Consider the following 18,935-nt stretch of genomic DNA (forward strand, 5'->3'; position numbering starts at 1 on the left):
TTAAACTCCGAGGAGAATTTTGGCGGTACAGAAGTAAAGGACCAGACCGGTAATATCTACAATGGTGGTCAAAGCCGGACTGGCGACAACCGCCGGGTCGTACTTAAAGCGGGCCACGATAAGAGGCAGGGCGGCGCCGATAAGAGTCGCGGTAATCACCTGAAGCCCCAGAGCAATCGCGATGGCACTGGCAATCGTCGGCAGGGAATACCCGACGGGGATTTCAGAACTGCGGGACAGAAAGAGGACCTTGCCGAACGACAGCAGACCCAGCAGGACGGCTATCCCGATGGAGATTTGAAACTCTTTGCGAATCACCTTGAAAAAATCTTTCGGACGCAGGTGTCCGAGGGCCAAAGCGCGAACCACAACTGTAGCAGCCTGACTGCCGGTGTTGCCGCCGGTGTCGGCTACCATCGGCATATACAGAGCCAGAATCAGCATGTTCATCAGCGTGGTTTCAAAACTGTGAATAACCATTCCGGAAACCAGACCGAGTGCCGCCAGACCCACAACCCAGTAAACCCGTTTGGAGAAATGTTTCCACCAGGGCGTCTGGAGGTAGTTGCTGACCTCGTGGGTGCCGGCGATACCCATCAGCTTTTCAAGGTCTTCGGTTTGCTCCTGTCGAATGATGTCAATCGCATCATCGTGCGTAACGATGCCGACGAGGACCCCGTTTTCATCGACAATCGGAATGGCAATCAGGTCATATTTTTCGATCAGTTTGGCGACGACTTCCTGGTCATCACTGACCCGGGCGTAAATGGCGTCGGTATGCATGATATCCCGCACCAGCTGAGTCGGCTTGGCGGTGATTAAATCTTTCAGGGAGACGAATCCAATGAGTTTGCGGTTTTCGTCGATGACGTAGATGTAGTAAATGGTTTCCTTGGATGGGGCCTGAAGACGCAGCTGTTCCAGGGCTCCGGCTACGGTCATTTCCGGGCGAAGCACGGCATAATCCGTGCTCATGACCGCTCCGGCCGTGCGCTCCTCATAGGAAACCAGTTTGCGGATATCTTCCCGCTCCGCCTTGGCGACAAGCGGAAGAATCTCCTCCAGCAGGGATTCGTCGAGTTTCTGGACCAGGTCCGCCCGGTCATCCGGAGGCATTTCTTCGAGCAGCCGTGCCATATCCTTTCGGCTCGGCCCGGTAGCCAGCTCGACCTGTTTGTTCAGGTCGAAGAAGGAGAAGATTTCCGCCCGAAGAGGCGGCTCAAGAAGGTGCAGGACCTGCCAGATTTCCGCCGGTTCCAGGCCGCTGATTAATTCCGCCACATTCCCCGGGTGGTTCTGCTGGCAGAATTTTCGAATGGTTTCCGTGTCGCCGCTTGCCAGCAGCTCTCTCAGTTCCGGAATCAGAATCGGATTAATCATGTTCTGCCTCCCCTGCCGCGGCATCCATCCGGCCGGAGGCAGACAAGGAGTTTAGGCGGTGTACTCCAAAGGTCTGCCGGCCGTTTGGTCAGGCCGCAGCGGTTCTGAATAATCCCTGTCTTCAGCTTTGCCCAAAGGTTCTTTGGGAGGTGTCCTTTCTTCTTCCAACATTGCTACGTCTCTCTGTGTTAGAAATTTGGAATTATACCTTTAGGCGGAAAGAAGCGCCAACGCCTGTTTGACGGAAATTTTAAAATTTTTCAGAATTTTTCGGGTTGCCTGCTGTGGGAGAGGAGGACGTGGACTGGACAGGAGAGCCGCGGCGTTTTCGACGCCGGAGTCGGGGCATCTTCCACAGTGTAATGACCAGAAGGGCGCCCAAAACCGCTGCTGCCGTAGAGAAAAGCAGAGAGCCGGTCCAGAGATAGATGCCGTTTAGAATCAGATGGGCCGATTTGCTTTCTATTTGGTGAACATCCATAATGGATTGTATAAAGCCGATGTGTTCTATCAGGTATTTGCCGACTTTCCAGGCAGCCGTATAAACCGGAAGAGCAGTCAGGGGGTTTGTAATCCAGCAGGCGGCCATAGCAATCGGCAGATTCACCTTCAGAAAAAGGGCCCCGATGACGGCCAGGGTCATTTGGAACGGAATGGTGGGGGTAAAAGCGATGAATAGTCCCAGAGCCATCCCGCCCGCGATGGAGCGCCGGTCTGTCCGCCAGACAAGGTCATGAAAGAGAGTTTGGCCCCAAAATTGATGAAGCCGGCTGCCGTGAAGGTTTTGCCGGATAGAGGCCTGTTTTTTTCGCCAAAGACGAAGCCACATAAGTTTTGGATTCTGGGTTTTGAGTTATACGGATAGGTTCCGCCTTCTTATCCAGATTGTCCGGCTTATCATAGAGAGATTTGCGGGGGTGTCAATCCGGAAAAGACGGGAAATTCTCAGGCCCCCAGAAGGACGGCGGCAACATTGATTCCGTTAAAAAGAATGTGAATAAAGATGGGCTGCCAGAGTGAACCGCTCTTTTCATAAGCATAACCGAGTCCGATAGAGAGAATCACCAGGGCGGACAGGTGGGTTGGGTAAGGATGCATGGCGGCAAACAGAATTGAAACGACGGCAATGGACAGCCAGGGACGACCCAGAGCGGCCGTCAAAACCGACTGAAGAAGTCCGCGAAAGAGAATTTCTTCGAAAACGGGTACCACCAGGACGGCATTGACAAGAATCAGCAGTCGAATCCAGACCTGAGGGCAGTCCTGAAGGGCCGACAGGGACGTATGGCGGTCCATCGTAAAGTCCGGTCCGAAGAAGAAGCGTCCGATTTGGTATGTTCCTTCGAGGGCAAGGACAATCAGCGGCAGCAGGGCACAGAGGGTGGCGGCCGCGATGAAAAAGTCCTTTCGAATTCGTCGAAAGTCCAGGCCGAACCCTTTCAGTCCGCGGACAAAACCAAAATGGGCCACAGCCAGAAACAGAGCGGCCAGGTGCAGATACCAGAGGATAATGCCGCCGTGCAGAGCGGCTTCAAGGAGGGAGGGCCTGTCCGAAGGAACAGCCGCTTTGATGACGGATGCAATCAGGACTGTCCCAATCATCCAGACCAGCAATTGAACCGGAACAAACCAGGCCGGCAGGCGATGCCGGCGGACGGGGCAGCGAGTCAGCGGGTCGCCCCCGCGAAGGGAAATCAGCCATCGGAGCAGAAGCAGCCCGCCGAGCGTACAGACGGCCCAGCCGAACCAATCGAGCGTTCGAAGCCCAGAGCCGTCGAAAGCCGATTGCTGAGCGGCTGCCAGAGAGCCAATGAAATGTCTGCCTGTCCAAGAGGGCATTTGCAATCTCCGCTGGAGCGTGTTATAGTGAAAAGCCGTTCTTTTGGCAAAGGAAAAGCAGGATGGATATCTTTGAAATTGAAGGACCGGTACGTCTGGAAGGCGAAATCGAGGTGGCCGGCAGCAAGAACTCGACGCTGCCGATTATGGCGGCAATGATTCTGCCCGGCGGGGTGAGCACAATCCCCAATGCGCCGTATCTGGCGGATATCGCCTCGTTCGAGACGCTGCTGGAGAGCATGGGAGCCCGGGTCGAACGGACGGCCGACGGGGCCCTGCAGATTGACAGCGGGCCCCTGGATCGCCCCGTGGGGGAGTACGACATCGTGCGCAAGATTCGCGCCAGCATCTGCATTCTGGGGCCGCTTTTGGCTCGTTTCGGCAAGGCGCGGGTGTCGATGCCGGGCGGATGTGCCATTGGGGACCGGCCTGTGGATATTCATTTGCGCGGGCTTCGGGCCCTCGGGGCCAAGATTCATCTGGAGCAGGGCTATATCGTGGCCGAGGCCCCGGCGGGCGGCCTGGTGGGGACGCAGATTTTTCTGGGCGGGCCGTTCGGAACGACCGTGCTGGGCACGGACAACGTGATGATGGCGGCGGTGCTGGCCAAAGGCACGACGGTGATTGAGTCGGCTGCCTGCGAGCCGGAGGTGGCGGACCTGGCCAATTGCCTGAATGCAATGGGGGCAAAAATCAGCGGCATCGGCTCGCCGCGGCTGGTGATTGAAGGGGTCAGGCATCTGAATCCCGTTTCCTATTCCGTAATCGGGGACCGGATCGAGGCGGGCACATTTATGGCGGCGGCGGCCATTACCCGCGGGTGTCTGCGAATTCGAAACTGCCCCATTCACCAGATGCTGGCGGTGACGGACCGGCTTCGCCATATCGGCCTGACGGTAGAGGAGGGGCCCGGAGAGTGCACAGTGCGCTACGAAGGGCAGCTGCTTCCGGCCGATATTACCACGCAGCCGTATCCGGGATTTCCGACGGACCTGCAGGCGCAGTTTATGGCTCTGCTGGCGTTGGCCAGGGGAAACAGTGTGATTACGGAAAAAATCTTTCCGGACCGCTTTATGCATGTGGCGGAACTGAACCGGATGGCGGCGCATCTGCGCAAAGAGGGCTCCAGCGTGATTGTCGAGGGGGTGGAAAAGTTGATTGGCGCGCCGGTAATGGCCTCGGACCTGCGGGCCTCGGCGGCCCTGGTGCTGGCGGGCATGGCCGCCCACGGGCTGACCACGGTGCAGCGGGTCTATCACATTGACCGGGGCTATGAAAAAATCGAGGAAAAGCTCAACCGAGTCGGGGCCAAAATCCGCCGACTTGCAGTGTAGAAATATTTCATGCCTTGTCTGATTGAGAGGGTGCTATGGAGTGCAAGCAGGAAAAGAATCTGAAATTCTGCAGCTGTTCGTATCCCGGATGCAGCCGAAAAGGCATCTGCTGCGACTGCCTTCAATACCATTTAAAAAACCGCCAGTTGCCGGGCTGCTGTTTTCCACCGTCAGCGGAAAAGACCTATGACCGCAGTTTTGCGGCGTTTGCGAAGGCCTGGAATCTGTAAGAATTGTCTGCCGCTCCCTGCCCTTTAGTCAGGAAGGCCCTGCATCCATTCGGGCCAGGCGGGTTCAGGAGCGTTGGTGTCGCTTCCGCGGTGCCATTTCATCTTCCAGAGCTTCTTCAGCCCGTTCTGGTGAACTCCCAAATCCAGAAACAGGATATTGGTGCGCCCATCGTGACGGGCGATGGCGAAATGACGCATCTGGCGGCTTCCCCCGCCGGTCAGGTCGCAGTTGCTGAAATCCCCGTTTTTTTCAGGAGGCAGATTGTTGTTGTCCGGAAAGGCCCGAATCCACATGCTGTCCAGCACCAGCGGGATTTTGGAAGCACTTTCACCGACATCGAAGCGTCTCCAGTTCTTCGAGGTGGAGATGCCGTAAATTTCTTTTTCTGATGAAGAGACATGGCAGACCCAGCCGTTGATGCCGTAGCTGCCGAGGGCGATTGGTTCGGAGGAGTGAGGATACTGAATCGGGAAAGCGGCGAACGGCTGACCGAAATCGCTGGGAGGAATGGTGCCGGGCTGGGCGGCTGTCGGGCAGCAGCTTATGCTTTTGTTGGGGCCGGCGCTGACGGAGGAGGGGGAACCGGAAGGGCCTCGAGCGGTCTCGGAATAGGGCAGAAGCGAAATCATCCAGTCGCGGCTGTCTGCGGGCAGATAACCGTCATTGTCATTGGAATAGATAACCAGATAAATCCCCCACTGTTTGAGGTTGGATTGACAGGTGATGGTCTGAACCCTTCCCTGGGCCTTGAACAGAGAGGGGATAACGATTGCCAGCAGCAGTGCAATCAGAAACACTACTACGAGCAGTTCAAGGACTGTAAACCCGGTTTTGGAATACCGGCTGTTCATAATCCTCCGGCGCGATTCCGTCCTTTTTTTATCGCCCCTCTGCTGATTCATCGTATCGCAGGGTCAGGAGAAAATCAATAAGAAAATAAGGACTTTATATTATTATCATATATAGACAATAGTATATCTCCTATTAAGGTCTTATAATAACATGATTTTTTATCTATTTTAAAAGGGTTTCCTGATTTATTATATGCTTATTGACAGTATATATCGTCTATAATAAGGAAAATTTAAAAAAAATTAGAAAATTTTGAAAAAGAGACTTGAACTGCATAGGGAATATTCCGTAGAATATGTTAACAAGATTACCCTCCTCCTCCTAATGCCAGGTTCTTCAACCTGGGAAAAAAGCAGCGGTTGCCTCCTTGCCGCTGCTTTTCTTTTTTTTAAAGTGTTTCAAAAAACATTTTTCTTTCACTTATATAGGGAATAATACGGATGTTCTTGTCATCCCATTTCTGGTATGGTTCTTGCTGCCGTTCGAGGAAGAAGTCCATAGCACAGTGACAAATCTTTTGGTAGATTATGGGGTGTTCGAGCGGGCCAGGAATGATAGCGTATTTGGGAAAGCTGGGCAGTTGAATGGAATCTCTGCGTTTATCGGAAATGTGCGAAGTCTTGCAGCATCCGTTTCCTGCGCAGGCGGAACGGATGATAACAGGGGTCAGCATTGATTCTCGTACCATTCAGCCGGGGGAGTGTTTTTTTGCTGTTCCGGGCGAGCGTTTTGACGGCCACGACTTTCTTCATCAGGCAGAGCAGAAAGGGGCGGCTTGTGCCGTCGTTCACAAAGAACTGCCGGCGGATTTAAAGATTCCGGTCATTCGCGTGGAGGATACGGTTCGTTCGCTGGGGCAGCTGGCGGCCTGGTATCGAAGACGGCTGAAGGCCCGGGTGATTGCAATTACCGGTTCCGTCGGCAAAACCACTACACGCCATCTGCTATTCGGCGTGCTGGGCCGTCATTTTCGGGCTCGGCAGGCCCCGAAAAGCTTTAACAATCAAATCGGTGTGCCGCTGACGCTTTTGTCCGCTCAGCCGGAGGATGAGATTCTTCTGGTGGAAATCGGGATGAATCATCCCGGCGAGATTGCCCCCTTGAGCCGGATGGCTGGTCCGGATATTGCCGTGATTACCCATATTGCGCCGGCCCATTTGGAGGGGATGGGTTCCATAGCGGCCATTATTCAGGAAAAAGCATCGATTCTGGAGGGACTTTCTTCTGAAGGAAGGGCCTACATCAACGGCGATATTCCCGAGTTGGTAAGTTATGTTCGACAAAATTATTCCCATCCGGTCATTACCGTCGGCGAAGGGCCTGATTGTATGGTTCGAGCGGAACGGCTGCACAGCTGCGGGACCAACGGCTGGCTGCAGCTGGAAGGGCAGACCATTCGGGTCCCGCTGGCCGGTATCGGTTCGCTTCGCAACAGTTTGATGGTATGGGCGGTTTGTCGGGATTTGGGCGTCCGTTTATCGGACTTTGCAGAGGCGATGAAGACGGTCACACCGGCGGATATGCGGATGCAGCTGGAGCATATCGGGCCGCTGACGGTGCTCAATGACTGCTACAATGCCAATCCGGCCTCGATGGAAAATGCCGTGGATTGTCTGGTGCGGATGGCTCAGTCGCAGGGACGGCGGAGCGTGTTTATCGCGGGGGATATGCTCGAACTGGGCAGTGAGAGCGACCCCCTGCACCGTCAATTGGGAAAGTTTGCCGCCGAACGCGGGGTCGGGGTAATTTTGGCGGCAGGCCGTTTCGCTCAGGCTTTGGCGGAAGGAGCGGCTCAAGCCGATAATCTTTCGGGCAGTACCGGTGTGCGTATTGCTTTTGGAACGGTGGAAGCCCTGTGCAATAATCTGCACTTTTATGTTCAGCCGGACGATATAATACTCATCAAGGCGTCCCGCTCCGTCCGTCTGGAACGAGTTGCGGAACGGCTGCGGGAGCTGTTCGCCGGACGACAGAGTGCCTCTTAGAAAACGAGGAAGAAATTGATTTATCATCTTTGCGAACTTTTACAGATTTACCGCATCGGTTTTTATGCCTATGAGGATGTTCTTTTTCGGGCGGTCATAGCGGCCCTGACCAGCTGGGGGCTGACATTCTGGATGGGGCCGAAGGTGATTCGCTGGCTGATGCGCAAGAAAATCGGCGACCGGCCTGAGTTTCATCATGCTGCTCTCAATGAACTGATGAAAGACCGCGCCAATACCCCGACGATGGGCGGCATTATCATTCTGACCGGAATTTTAACCAGTACACTTCTGTGGTCCAAACTGACCAATCCGTTTATGCACAAGGCGGTGATTCTGGTGCTCTTCTTCGGCTGGATTGGGGGGCTGGATGATTACTGGAAGCTGACCGGAAAAATCGCCGGACAAAGCCGGGACGGTCTGCTGGCCTGGCAGAAACTGGTTTATCAGCTGGGCGGCTCCTTCCTGGTAGCGTGGTTTTTGTATTCGGATATGAGGGAGCTGGAGGATGCGCGGCTTTTGTGGCTTCCGTTTTATAAGCACGGCATCCCGCTGGCGGGCTGGATGTTTGTGATCCTGTCGATGCTGTACATTACCGCCACGAGCAATGCGGTGAATCTGACGGACGGGATGGACGGACTGGCCTCGGGCTGCATCGGGATTGTTTCGACGGTGCTGGTGATTCTCTGCTATATTGCCTCAGAGGCGATGGGACGGGCCACCACGATGACCTGGGCGGGATACCTGCTGCTGCCGCGGGTGCCCGGGGCGGGGGAGCTGTGCATTTTCTTTGCAGCGATTACCGGCTCCATTCTGGGTTTCTTGTGGTACAACTGTCATCCGGCGCAGGTGTTTATGGGCGATATCGGGTCGCTGCCGCTGGGGGCGGCGATGGGCTATGGGGCGATTGTGACCCGTAATGAAATCCTGCTGCTGCTGATTGGAGGGGTCTTTGTCATGGAACTGGGCAGCGTGATTCTGCAAGTCGGCTATTTCAAATATACCAAATATAAATACTCGGCCGGACGCAAACTGTTTAAATGTGCACCGATTCATCACCATTTCCATTTGAGCGGCTGGTCGGAACCCCAGGTGGTAGTGCGGTTCTGGCTTCTGTCGATTGCGTTTGCGATTCTGGCGCTGGCGACTCTGAAACTGCGGTAAGACGATGCAATCCAAAACACTCTTCTGGTCAGCAGGGGCGGTTCTTTTGGTTTTATCCTTCGGGTTTCAGGGGGTTCGCGGCATTTGGCAGCCCGACGAAGGATATTATATCGGAACGGCCGTCAATATGGATTTGAACCGGGATTATCTGGTTCCTCGACTCGGAGAAGAAATCTTTCTGGACAAACCGCCTCTGCTGTATTGGGGTATTTTGGCCGGTCTGAAACTCTTCGGATACAGCGAATTTTCTGCACGGTTTTTCCTCGGACTGTGCTATGCACTCACCTGTTTGACAGTCTTTGAGCTCGGTCGGTCGTTCACGGGCCGTCTGCAGGATGGTTTTTCGGCTGCGATGGTTTATGCCACGATGATTCTTCCGTTTTCGGCGGCCAATTTTCTCACAATGGACACACCGCTGACGCTGTTTACAACCCTGTCGATGGCGGCTTTTTGGAAAAGCACCCGTCCGAAAGAGCCCCGAAAGACCCTTTGGAAAATCCTGTTGTGTGCGGCGGTCGGGCTGGGATTTCTGACCAAAGGGCCGGCGGTTCTGATTCCGTGCGGGGCGATGTTTGTTTATCTGCTCGTCCGCCGAGAAGTGATGGCCTATCTGCGGGGATGGTGGCTGCCCGCGGGGATATTGGTTTTCGCTCTTCTTGGTTTCAGCTGGTATCTTTTTGTGAGTTTGCGGATTCCCGGCGCAGCAAAGTATCTGTTTATCAGTCAGGTCTGGGGCCGGCTGGTTTCGGATGCGTATCAGAGAAATCCGGGTCTGAAGGGGGCTTTGATTTATCTGCCGGTTTTGCTGCTGGGGACCCTGCCGTGGAGTGTGGAGTGGTTCCGTCATCCCGATGGAATTCGGCGATTTTTCCGCTGGGAGGGGTGGAAGCGTCTGACCGCAAACCCTTCTTCTTTGTTTTTGGCCTGCTGGATTTGTGTTCCGATGACGGTGTTAACCTTGGCCAGTTCCAAATTGGGACTTTATGCTCTGCCGGTGTTTCCGGCCCTGGCGTTGGCTTCGGCGCGGCTGATTCCGGCCTGGTTTGAAAAATCAACATGGATTCTTTCACCGGAGGGGCGGAAAGGGCTTGCTTTTGCTGCGATTTGGTGTGTTCTGCTTTTGGGTGTGCGGGCGGGAATGGGGTTTGTGCCGATTCGTAATGACTGCCGGGCTCTTTGGGAGGAGCTGAAGCCGTATTTGCCGAGCGGACAATATGAAATTGCAGCCGTCGGGGAACGGGTGGACGGTCTTTGGTTTTACGGGGCAATGGAAGTCGAAAATATCTCCCGGGACGATACACCTTATCCTGCTTTTATGTTGTCGGAAACGATGGAAGAGGAAGTTCAGGAGATGCGGGAGGATGTTTTTCCTCATTTGTTTCTGCTTCCGAATTCCAAATCCCTGCCGAAAATAAAAACGGCTTTGGAACGAAGCGGCTGGAGGATAGAGGAGATTCCCCTCCTGCACGGCCGCCGGCTGCTGATCTGCACTCCGCCTGAGAATCGGCTGGAAGTTGTGCAGCCGGTTGATTCATCTTCAGCGAGTTCTTTTTCAAAGCCGGCCGCCTCTGCGGAATAATCGGAAGGCACAATGTCCGTCTGTGCAATGAACCTGCCCGGCGGACCTAAAGAGTTTGGCCGTTTCTATTTTTCCTGGGACTTCAGCGTCAGCACAGCCGGTTTCAACTCCCCGCCGGCGGCTTTGATTTCGATGGTTCCCGGCTGTCTTTCCGACTGAACAATCAGCAGGCCGCGTCCGCGGTAGGCGGGATATGTCTTTCCTTTGTGATTTTCGTGGCAGGCGGGGTCGCCGTTGCCAACCGCCAGAATTCGCCCCGGGCCGCGGATGTCAAAGGATACGGAATCTGAAGCGGACGGCACAACGGTTCCGTTTGCGTCTGTAATGAAAAACTCCACCAGAGCGATGTCTCTTCCATCGGCCCGCAGCATGGTGCAGTCGGGAATCAGACGGATTTGCTCGGCGGCACCGGCGGTGGTGAGGGTGTACCGGCAGACCTCTTTTCCCCCGTTTCTGCCGACGGCGGTCAGCGTGCCGCTTTCAAAGGGCACCGGCCGACGGATGGTTCGCTCGGGCACACTCAAGGGGGCGGAAACACCCAGCGATTTGCCGTTGAGAATCAGCTCCACTTCCTGACAGTTTGAGTAAATCAGCACCGTAACGGTTGAGCCGGCCGGCCAGTTCCAATGGCTTTGCGGCTCCGCTCCCCGCCGAAAACCGTCTGCGCCGGATATGGCAGCCAGATAGACCATCGGCTTGTCGGACCACCAGGCCTGCCGCTGCCAGGCGATGGGTTTTTTCAGATTGCACAGGTCAAAGAGCCCCCGCGTCCAGCTGCGGACGGGCCAGCCGGCGGCCTCGCCCAGATAATCATAACCAATCCAGAGAAATTGCCCGGAGACATAAGGATTTTCCAGCACGGCTTTCCAGGCGGCAAACGACATACTGTTTTCGCTTCCGAGGATGCAGCGGCTGGGGTACTGCTGGTGGTCCTGGGCGTACCGCTGTTCCTGATAATTGTAGCCGACGACATCCAGCAGGTCGGCAAACCCGACGAGGTTGGAGACGGCGGCGTTGGCCAGGGCGGCCGTGATGGGCCGGGTGCTGTCGAGGGCACGGACGGCTTCGGCCAGCGGGCGGGCCAGCTTGGTCAGGTTTTCCGCCGGCGGCTGGTCGGGCTTATATTCCGCCCCCATTGACGGATGCGAGAACGGGTCGTTGGCAAAGTCAATCTCGTTGCCGATGCTCCAGAGGATAATCGAAGGGTGATTGCGGTCGCGGCGAACCATATCCTGAATATCGCGGACGGCCCATTCTTCGAAGACCTTGCCGTAGCCGTCAAAGCCGGGCGTGCCTTTGTTCCAGCCCTCAATCCATTTCTTCTTGGGCGGGGTATATTCATCAAAGGCCTCATCCATCACCAGAAATCCCATCCGGTCGCACAGGTCCAGCAGCTCCGGCGCCGGCGGGTTGTGGCTGGTGCGGATGGCGTTGCAGCCGATTTCCTTCAGCTGGGTCAGGCGGAACTGCCAGAGTTTCTCCGGCACAGCCGCCCCGAGCGGGCCGCCGTCGTGGTGAAGGCAAACCCCCTTGATTTTCAGGTTTTGACCGTTCAGGAAGAATCCTTCGTTGGGGTCAAAACGAATCGAACGAATGCCGAAGGGGGTGTCGATTTGGTCAACGGGTTTTCCGTCCTCGACAATAGCGGTTTCCAGCCGATAGAGAACCGGGTTGTCCGGCGACCAGAGCCGGATGTTTTCGAGGGTGAAATGCCGGCGGTGGATGATTTGTTTGCCGGGCTGGATGGTTTGTGAATCCTGCTGCCGACTGATGCACCGATTTTGGGCGTCAAAGATGGAGGAAACGATTTGGATGCGGGCGGCCTGCGTTCGGCCGTTCAGCAGGGCGGTCTCGATAGACACGGCGGCCTTTTCGCCCTCCAGCGGTTTGGATTGGATAAAAACGCCCCAGGGCAGGATGCGGAGCTTGTCGGTAATAATCAGCCGCACATGCCGGTAGATGCCGGAGCCGGTGTACCAGCGCGAGTCGGCAAAATCGGAATGATCGACGCGGACGGCCAGCACATTGGGGCTGTCAAAGAGCAGATGGTCCGTCAGGTCGTACTGAAAGCCGATATAGCCGAAGGGGCGTTTGCCGAGAAACTGTCCGTTCAGCCAGACCTCCGAGTTCTTATAGACGCCGTCAAATTCAATCAGAACAGTCTTGTTTTTCCAGTCCGACGGGGCGGTGAAGGTCTTGCGGTACCAGCCGATGCCGCCGGGCAGATAGCCGGTGCCGCTGGCCCATTGCCGGCTGTAGGGGCCCTCAATGCTCCAGTCGTGCGGCAGGTTGACCATCCGCCAGGCGCTGTCTTCAAAATCGGTCTGCTGTGCACCGGCAGCGTCTTCTTTGAGAAACTTCCAGTCCCAGTCGAAATCCAGGACGATTCGGGGCGATGCGTCTGCTTTCGCCTTTTCAGGACCGAATGAAATGAGCAGCAGAAGAAAAAGAAATACCCGTTGGGCAGCGGTTTTTGTTTTGGATTGGTTTGTGTTCATTGGGCTCCTCAGATCAAAGAGTTTCCCGAAATGCGTCAGGCATTTTGTCCGCAGCATTTTTTGTATTTTTTTCCGCTGCCGCACGGGCAGGGGTCGTTGCGTCCGACTTTGGGCTGTTCGAGACGGATGGTTTTGACCTTGACTTCACCCTGCGGGGCCTGGGCGGCGGCCTGCTGACGCTGGGCCATCTCGAACTGGCCGACCTGGTCATGCTGGGCCTGGCTGATGGTCCAGACGCTGCGCCGCTGGGCCGCCGGTTCAACCAGCCGCACCCGGAAAATCACATCCGTCACCTTGTCGTCAATCGATTCGAGCATCTGCTCGAACATCTGATACCCCTCGTGTTTGTACTCAATCTTGGGGTCTTTCTCCGCGTACGCCCGCAGCATGATGCTTTCTTTGAGCCGGTCCATCGCGTACAGGTGGTCTTTCCAGGCCGCATCGTGAATCTGCAGCAGCACATATTTTTCCAGCTCGCTCAGTTCCCGGCGGAGGAAGGCCCGCGCAGCCGTCAGGATGTCCGCCTGGGCCTGTTGTTTGTCAGACCACTGATTCGGGTCAAAGCGAGCTGCAAACCGCTCGGCGGCCTGCTGCGCCAGCTGTTCGAGGGAGGCGGCCTGTTCCGTCATCCGGGCGATGTCCTCCTCCAGACCGCCCCGATAATACCGCTCGCTGCAGGCCAGCAGTTTCTGGTAAAGGTCCTGCGGTTTGGCCGTCTGAACCTCTTCGAGGGTCAGGCCGATTTGGTAGCGGCGGTTGGCCCATTCGACAAGGGCTTCCATTCCGTACACATTCGGCCCCTGCGGACCAAAGGCCATATTCATGGCAAACTCGACCGGGTATTCGATTTGCCGTCGGATATATTTTTCCCGCACCTTTTCCAGCAGGATCGAACGAATCTGCTCTTTTTTCTTCTCTCCGAGCACATCGGCCGGCAGGTCAATGTCAAACTTGTTTCGCGTCCAGGTCCGCAGGCTCTGCCGGGCAAAATCCTCCCGGAGGAAATCGGCTAAACGGGCGGCGTCTTTCTTACGCACCAGCTGGCAGGCCGAGTCAATCAGCGTTTCCTCGATTTCTTCGGCGGACATCTGCCGCAGTTTGGAGACCGACAGATTGACCTTAAAGGCGCTCATGGCCCAGCGGGTCAGGGCATCCAGTTTCCAGGTGGCGGGGTCTGTGTAATCTTCGAGATATTCCCCCAAGGCGATTGAGATTTCACTGGACAGGTTCTTGCAGGCGGCTTCTTTGATGCGTTCCTCGATTTCCTCCGCCTCCATCCCTTCGATTTGACGGGCGTCCAGCTCCACGGAGAATTCATTTTTGGCCCATTCTGCGATGCATCGGTACGGATACAGCGGGTCGAGCATAATATGCAGGGCCTTGTCGATGACGGCCTCGAGCATCGACTCTATAATGCCCTGAAGGTCTTCGCCTTTGAGCAGACTGCGGCGCCGGGCATAAAAAATCTTTCGCTGATAATCCATCACCTCATCGTATTCGAGCAGGTTTTTGCGGATTTCAAAGTTGCGTTCCTCGACCTTCTTTTGCGCCTTTTCAATGCCTTTGCTGATGCGCCGGTGCTGAATCGGCATTCCCTCCTCCCAGCCCATAATCGGCATCGAGAGGGCCTTGATGACCCATTCCGGAGAAAAAATCCGCAGCAGGTCGTCATCAAAACTCAGGAAAAAGACGCTCGAGCCCGGGTCGCCCTGACGTCCGGCACGTCCCCGCAGCTGGTTGTCGATGCGGCGGGCCTCGTGGCGTTCGGTGCCGATGATATGCAGTCCGCCGACCCACCGATCGCCGCGGCGCAGCTGGAAGACCTCCGCCAGCGGCTCGTTCGATTTGACGGTGAGCGTTTTGCCGGTTCCGTTCTGGCGGAGGGTATAAATCTGAACGCCTTTTTCTTCGGGACTCGGCTCGGATTGAATAACCTCCCAAAGGACTTCGGGGGCCAGTTTGATGTCGGTGCCGCGTCCGGCCATGTTGGTGGCGATGGTGATGTTGCCGCGTTTGGAGCCGTCCGGGGCGGTATGCTGCTGGCCGGCTTTTTCGACGATAGCCGCTTCGCGGGCGTGCTGCTTGGCATTGAGGACCTCGTGCTCCAGACCGTGCCGTCGGGACAGCGCCGCCGAAAGGGCCTCGCTTTTTTCAATGCTGACTGTGCCGACCAGAACCGGACGGCCCGCCGTGCTCGTGCGGTAAATCTCCTCCACGATGGCGTTGAATTTCTCGCGTTCGGTCTTGTAAATCAGGTCATCGCGGTCTTCGCGGATGCAGGGACGGTTGGTGGGAATGACGACTACTTCCAGTTTGTAAATCTTCAGAAACTCCTCCGCTTCTGTGGCGGCGGTGCCGGTCATTCCGGCGATTTTTTCATACAATTTAAAAAAGTTCTGCAGGGTGATGGTGGCCAGCGTTTGGGTTTCTTCCTTAATCTGGACGTTTTCTTTGGCCTCCACGGCCTGATGAAGCCCGTCCGACCACTGCCGGCCGTGCATCAGACGCCCTGTGAACTCATCGACGATAATGACCTTGCCGTCCAGGACCACGTAGTCCTTTTCCCTCTCAAAAACCACGTGAGCCCGCAGGGCCTGCTCGAGCATGTGGGGCCAGTCCATATTGGAGCCGGTAAAGAATGAGCCGACACCGGCCAGCTCCTGTGCGGTCCCGATGCCTTCATGGGTCAGATGAACGGACTTGGAATCCTTCTTGACGACAAACAATTGCGGAATACCCAGCAGTTCCGCTTCTTCCTCGTCGAGGTCAAACGGGTCATAGCGGAACTTGGCGAGCATTTCGGACAGGTCTTTTTCGGATTTTCCGGCCGATGCCGCCCGCTGCCGCAGATAGTCCTGCTCTCCGAGCCGGCTGAGCATGGAGGAATAAATCTGTTTTTGTCTGCTGACCAGCTGGCGGGCGACCGAATCGGCTTTTTTATAACGCGATACATCGTCAAAGGCCGGGCCGGAGATAATCAGAGGGGTTCGGGCTTCGTCAATCAGAATGGAGTCAACTTCGTCGATGACAGCATATTCGAGCGGCCCCTGCACCATCTGCTCCAGCGACAGCTTCATATTGTCGCGAAGGTAGTCAAAGCCGAATTCATTGTTGGTGCCGTACGTAATATCGCAGGCGTACTGGTTCCGCCGTTCGGGGCCGACGGTGTCCATATCCGCCTGAATGGCGCCGACCGTCAGGCCCAGGGCCCGATAGATAGGGCCCATCCATTCCGCATCGCGTTTGGCCAGATAGTCGTTGACCGTAACAATGTGAACGTGTTTTCCGGTCAGGTGAACCAGATAGGCCGCCAGCGTGGCCACCAGCGTTTTTCCTTCACCGGTAGCCATTTCCGCGATTTTCCCTTCATAAAGGACATTTCCGCCGACCAGCTGGACATCAAAGTGCCGCATCTTGACGGTCCGTCGTGCGGCCTCCCGCACCACCGCAAAGGCCTCCGGCAGAATCTCTTCCGGACGGGCCCCGTTTTGAAGCCGTTGCTTGAACTCTGCGGTTTTGTTTTTTAATTCTTCATCCGTCAGGGCTGCAACGGCCTGTTCATATTCCCCGGCGGCTTTGGCCGTCTGCATATAAGCGCGTACCAGACGTTCGTTGCGGGAGCCGAAGAGTTTCAGAAGCCATCGATTCAGACTGGTGATTGCCATACCATTTATCCTGATATTGTCGGTTCACTTTCTCAGTAATATTTCGATTCCTTTATAATGGATTCCGGCGAACACGGCAACTTCAATCCGATTTGTTCCCCTTGAGAATCTTGCTTGCATTGCAAACATTGAAACGGTAAATTATTCGCGTTTTATTTTTGTAAGGAAATGAAAATGCGTCAATTAGCGATAATGGGTGTCCTGTTATTGGCAGCTGCTGCAGTGGGGTTTGGCCTCGGTTTTCTGGCCTCCAAACCCAAAATCAATGCGGCTCGGGCGGAAACGGAAGAAGTCAGAATCCAGCTGCAGAATCTGGAGCTGCAGTCGCAGCAAAAACAGCGGGCGGCGGACGATGAAATCGCCAAATTGAGGGCGGAATTAATGCGGACCCGCAATGACCTCACGCGGGCCAATACCGATTTAATCAAGGCCAGGACCGATTTGGCTCAGATGAAGACGGCTCTCGAACAAATAGCGGCTTCCGGCTCGGCTTCCCAGCCCGCTGCAGAACCGGACAAAGCCGTTGTCTCCGTTTCCTCTCCGACAGCACCCTCGACTTCGGCTCCTGCGGCCGCTTCCCCTGCTGCGGCGGCGCCGAGCTCCTCTTCTCCCTCGCCCGCTTCCTCTTCAGCGGCACCGGCGGGGACCCGTGAATATGTGATCAAAGAAGGGGACAGTCTCTGGAAGATTGCCGCCACCCAGTTGGGCAACGGGACCCGATATAAGGAAATTCTCCAGTTGAACCCGCATCTTTCTTCCAATAAACCCCTGGAGGTTGGCTCCAAAATTCGAATTCCGGCCAAATAGCGGTCCGGTGTAACGGTCGGGGGCTTGCAAAAAGGGCTTTCGCAGAAGGGGGGTATGTTCTGTCGAATGGGATAAGAAACGGCCTGAGGAGGAGATGTCACAGACCGCCGCAGCCGTTCGGAAATCAACAGGAACAGGCGACCGATGAGCAAATATTATCTGCCTTGGTTAGTGCCCCTGATGCTGACAGCCGCCGGAGCGGGTCTGCTGAGCGGCTGGATTTATTCTTATTATCATCTGTCGGTCCCGATGCGTCTGCCCGGAGAGGATGGGCGGCCGGATGTTTCCGTGCCGCAAGCAGATGCCGGCAAAACCAAACAGGGGCACCTGGAGACATTCGACGGGATTCCCTCCAAGTCTGCCGGGATGTGGCCGACTTTTCGCGGCTTCAATTACGATGCCGTCAGCACCGAATCAGTTCCTCTGATCCGTTCATTTCCTTCCGGCGGTCCGAAAGAGCTGTGGCGTGTTTCTTTGGGGGAAGGATATGCAGGACCTGCTGTACGGAATGGGCGGGTCTATCTGATTGATTATGACATGGACCGTCAGGCCGATGCGATTCGCTGTTTTTCTCTGGAGGATGGGCGGGAAATCTGGCGGTACAGCTATCCGGTTGCGGTGAAGCGCAATCATGGAATGAGCCGAACGATTCCGGCGGTGGATGACCGATTTGTTGTGACGATGGGGCCGCGCTGTGATGTAACCTGTCTGGATGCGGATACGGGGCGGTTTCGCTGGGCAATTGACCTGGTCAGGGAATACGGGACCCAGGAGCCGCTCTGGTATGCCGGGCAGTGCCCGCGGATTGAAGAGGGGAAAGCTATCCTGGCTCCGGCGGGAAAAGACGTCCTGATGATGGCGGTGGATTGTGAAAGCGGGCAGGTTGTCTGGAAAACCCCCAATCCGCGCCGCTGGCAGATGACGCATTCGTCCATTCTTCCAATTACGCTGGAGGGGCGCCGAATGTATGTCTATTGTGCCGTCGGCGGTGTTGCCGGAATTGCTGCTGATGATGGAACGCTCCTGTGGGAAACGGATGCCTGGACGCTCCGCATCCATGTTCCTACACCCGTCTGGCTCGGGGACGGCCGGTTATTTTTTTCCGCCGGCTACAATAAAGGCAGTATGATGATGCGTCTTATCAGGCAGCAGGATGTTTTCGTCCCGGAGATTTTGTTTTCTCTCCGGCCGGAGGTGTTCGGCTCGGACCAGCAGACGCCTATCTTCTATCAGGGATTTTTGTATGGTGTCAGGCCGAATAAAGAGATGGTTTGTTTGGATACAGACGGCAAAATCCGTTGGTCCAGCGGACCGCAGAACAAATTCGGACTGGGGCCCTATATCATAGCAGACGGTCTAATTATTGTCCTGAATGATGACGGCGTTTTGTCTTTAATTGAGGCCCGCCCCGATGAGTTTGTTTTGCTGGCCAGGGCCAAGGTGCTGGAGGGGCACGAAAGCTGGGCCCCGCCTGCTTTGGTTGAAGGACGTTTGATTGTGCGAGATTTCACAACTATGAAATGCCTGGACTTGCGAAGGCAGGAATAATTAAGCGGACTTGTTCTTTGGGGCACAATTAGCTGCTGTTAAAACAGCGAGGTTGA

Annotated in this window: 13 protein-coding genes; 7 read left to right on the top strand and 6 right to left on the bottom strand. The window is 55.7% G+C overall.

Annotated features, from left to right (window positions below):
* The 3 genes from mgtE to WHS88_00645 form a co-directional block, all read right to left on the bottom strand.
* Positions 1-1,380, bottom strand: a complete 1,380-nt coding sequence (mgtE, locus tag WHS88_00635; protein MEJ5258678.1) for a magnesium transporter — start codon at positions 1,378-1,380, stop codon at positions 1-3.
* Positions 1,381-1,630: 250 nt separating this feature from the next.
* On the bottom strand, positions 1,631-2,209 hold the full coding sequence (locus WHS88_00640; GenBank protein MEJ5258679.1) for a DUF2062 domain-containing protein: 579 nt from the start codon (positions 2,207-2,209) through the stop codon (positions 1,631-1,633).
* 116 nt (positions 2,210-2,325) lie between these two features.
* Complete coding sequence (locus WHS88_00645; GenBank protein MEJ5258680.1) at positions 2,326-3,219, bottom strand: type II CAAX endopeptidase family protein; 894 nt, start codon at positions 3,217-3,219, stop codon at positions 2,326-2,328.
* A 62-nt stretch (positions 3,220-3,281) separates the two neighbouring features.
* Between WHS88_00645 and murA the strand changes: the two genes are divergently transcribed.
* Both murA and WHS88_00655 read left to right on the top strand, forming a co-directional pair.
* The gene (gene murA / locus WHS88_00650; GenBank protein MEJ5258681.1) at positions 3,282-4,553 is read left to right on the top strand and encodes a UDP-N-acetylglucosamine 1-carboxyvinyltransferase; all 1,272 of its coding nucleotides are present in this window, start codon (positions 3,282-3,284) and stop codon (positions 4,551-4,553) included.
* A 35-nt stretch (positions 4,554-4,588) separates the two neighbouring features.
* A complete protein-coding gene (locus WHS88_00655; protein ID MEJ5258682.1) occupies positions 4,589-4,783 on the top strand; it encodes a DUF6485 family protein in 195 nt (64 codons plus the stop codon).
* Between the two features lie 24 nt (positions 4,784-4,807).
* On the opposite strand, the gene WHS88_00660 is transcribed toward WHS88_00655, so the two are convergent.
* Complete coding sequence (locus WHS88_00660) at positions 4,808-5,635, bottom strand: prepilin-type N-terminal cleavage/methylation domain-containing protein (protein MEJ5258683.1); 828 nt, start codon at positions 5,633-5,635, stop codon at positions 4,808-4,810.
* Between the two features lie 609 nt (positions 5,636-6,244).
* Between WHS88_00660 and murF the strand changes: the two genes are divergently transcribed.
* The 3 genes from murF to WHS88_00675 are packed head-to-tail and all read left to right on the top strand — an operon-like array spanning position 6,245 to position 10,361.
* Positions 6,245-7,621 (top strand): UDP-N-acetylmuramoyl-tripeptide--D-alanyl-D-alanine ligase, encoded by a 1,377-nt coding sequence (gene murF, locus WHS88_00665; GenBank protein ID MEJ5258684.1) that lies wholly within the window; start codon positions 6,245-6,247, stop codon positions 7,619-7,621.
* Between the two features lie 15 nt (positions 7,622-7,636).
* The gene (gene mraY, locus WHS88_00670; protein ID MEJ5258685.1) at positions 7,637-8,782 is read left to right on the top strand and encodes a phospho-N-acetylmuramoyl-pentapeptide-transferase; all 1,146 of its coding nucleotides are present in this window, start codon (positions 7,637-7,639) and stop codon (positions 8,780-8,782) included.
* 4 nt (positions 8,783-8,786) lie between these two features.
* The gene (locus WHS88_00675) at positions 8,787-10,361 is read left to right on the top strand and encodes a glycosyltransferase family 39 protein (protein ID MEJ5258686.1); all 1,575 of its coding nucleotides are present in this window, start codon (positions 8,787-8,789) and stop codon (positions 10,359-10,361) included.
* A 65-nt stretch (positions 10,362-10,426) separates the two neighbouring features.
* Here WHS88_00675 and WHS88_00680 read toward each other — a convergent pair whose 3' ends face one another.
* Both WHS88_00680 and secA read right to left on the bottom strand, forming a co-directional pair.
* Positions 10,427-12,859 carry a glycoside hydrolase family 2 TIM barrel-domain containing protein gene (locus WHS88_00680; GenBank protein ID MEJ5258687.1) on the bottom strand — a complete coding sequence of 811 codons (2,433 nt, stop codon included), beginning with the start codon at positions 12,857-12,859 and terminating at the stop codon, positions 10,427-10,429.
* Positions 12,860-12,894: 35 nt separating this feature from the next.
* Complete coding sequence (gene secA / locus WHS88_00685; protein ID MEJ5258688.1) at positions 12,895-16,524, bottom strand: preprotein translocase subunit SecA; 3,630 nt, start codon at positions 16,522-16,524, stop codon at positions 12,895-12,897.
* Between the two features lie 174 nt (positions 16,525-16,698).
* On the opposite strand from secA, the gene WHS88_00690 reads away from it, so the two are divergent.
* Complete coding sequence (locus WHS88_00690) at positions 16,699-17,331, top strand: LysM peptidoglycan-binding domain-containing protein (GenBank protein ID MEJ5258689.1); 633 nt, start codon at positions 16,699-16,701, stop codon at positions 17,329-17,331.
* A gap of 144 nt (positions 17,332-17,475) precedes the next feature.
* Complete coding sequence (locus WHS88_00695; GenBank protein ID MEJ5258690.1) at positions 17,476-18,879, top strand: PQQ-binding-like beta-propeller repeat protein; 1,404 nt, start codon at positions 17,476-17,478, stop codon at positions 18,877-18,879.
* Positions 18,880-18,935: the final 56 nt, after the last annotated feature.

Source organism: Anaerohalosphaeraceae bacterium, from assembly GCA_037479115.1.
In the GTDB taxonomy this organism is placed as follows: domain Bacteria; phylum Planctomycetota; class Phycisphaerae; order Sedimentisphaerales; family Anaerohalosphaeraceae; genus JAHDQI01.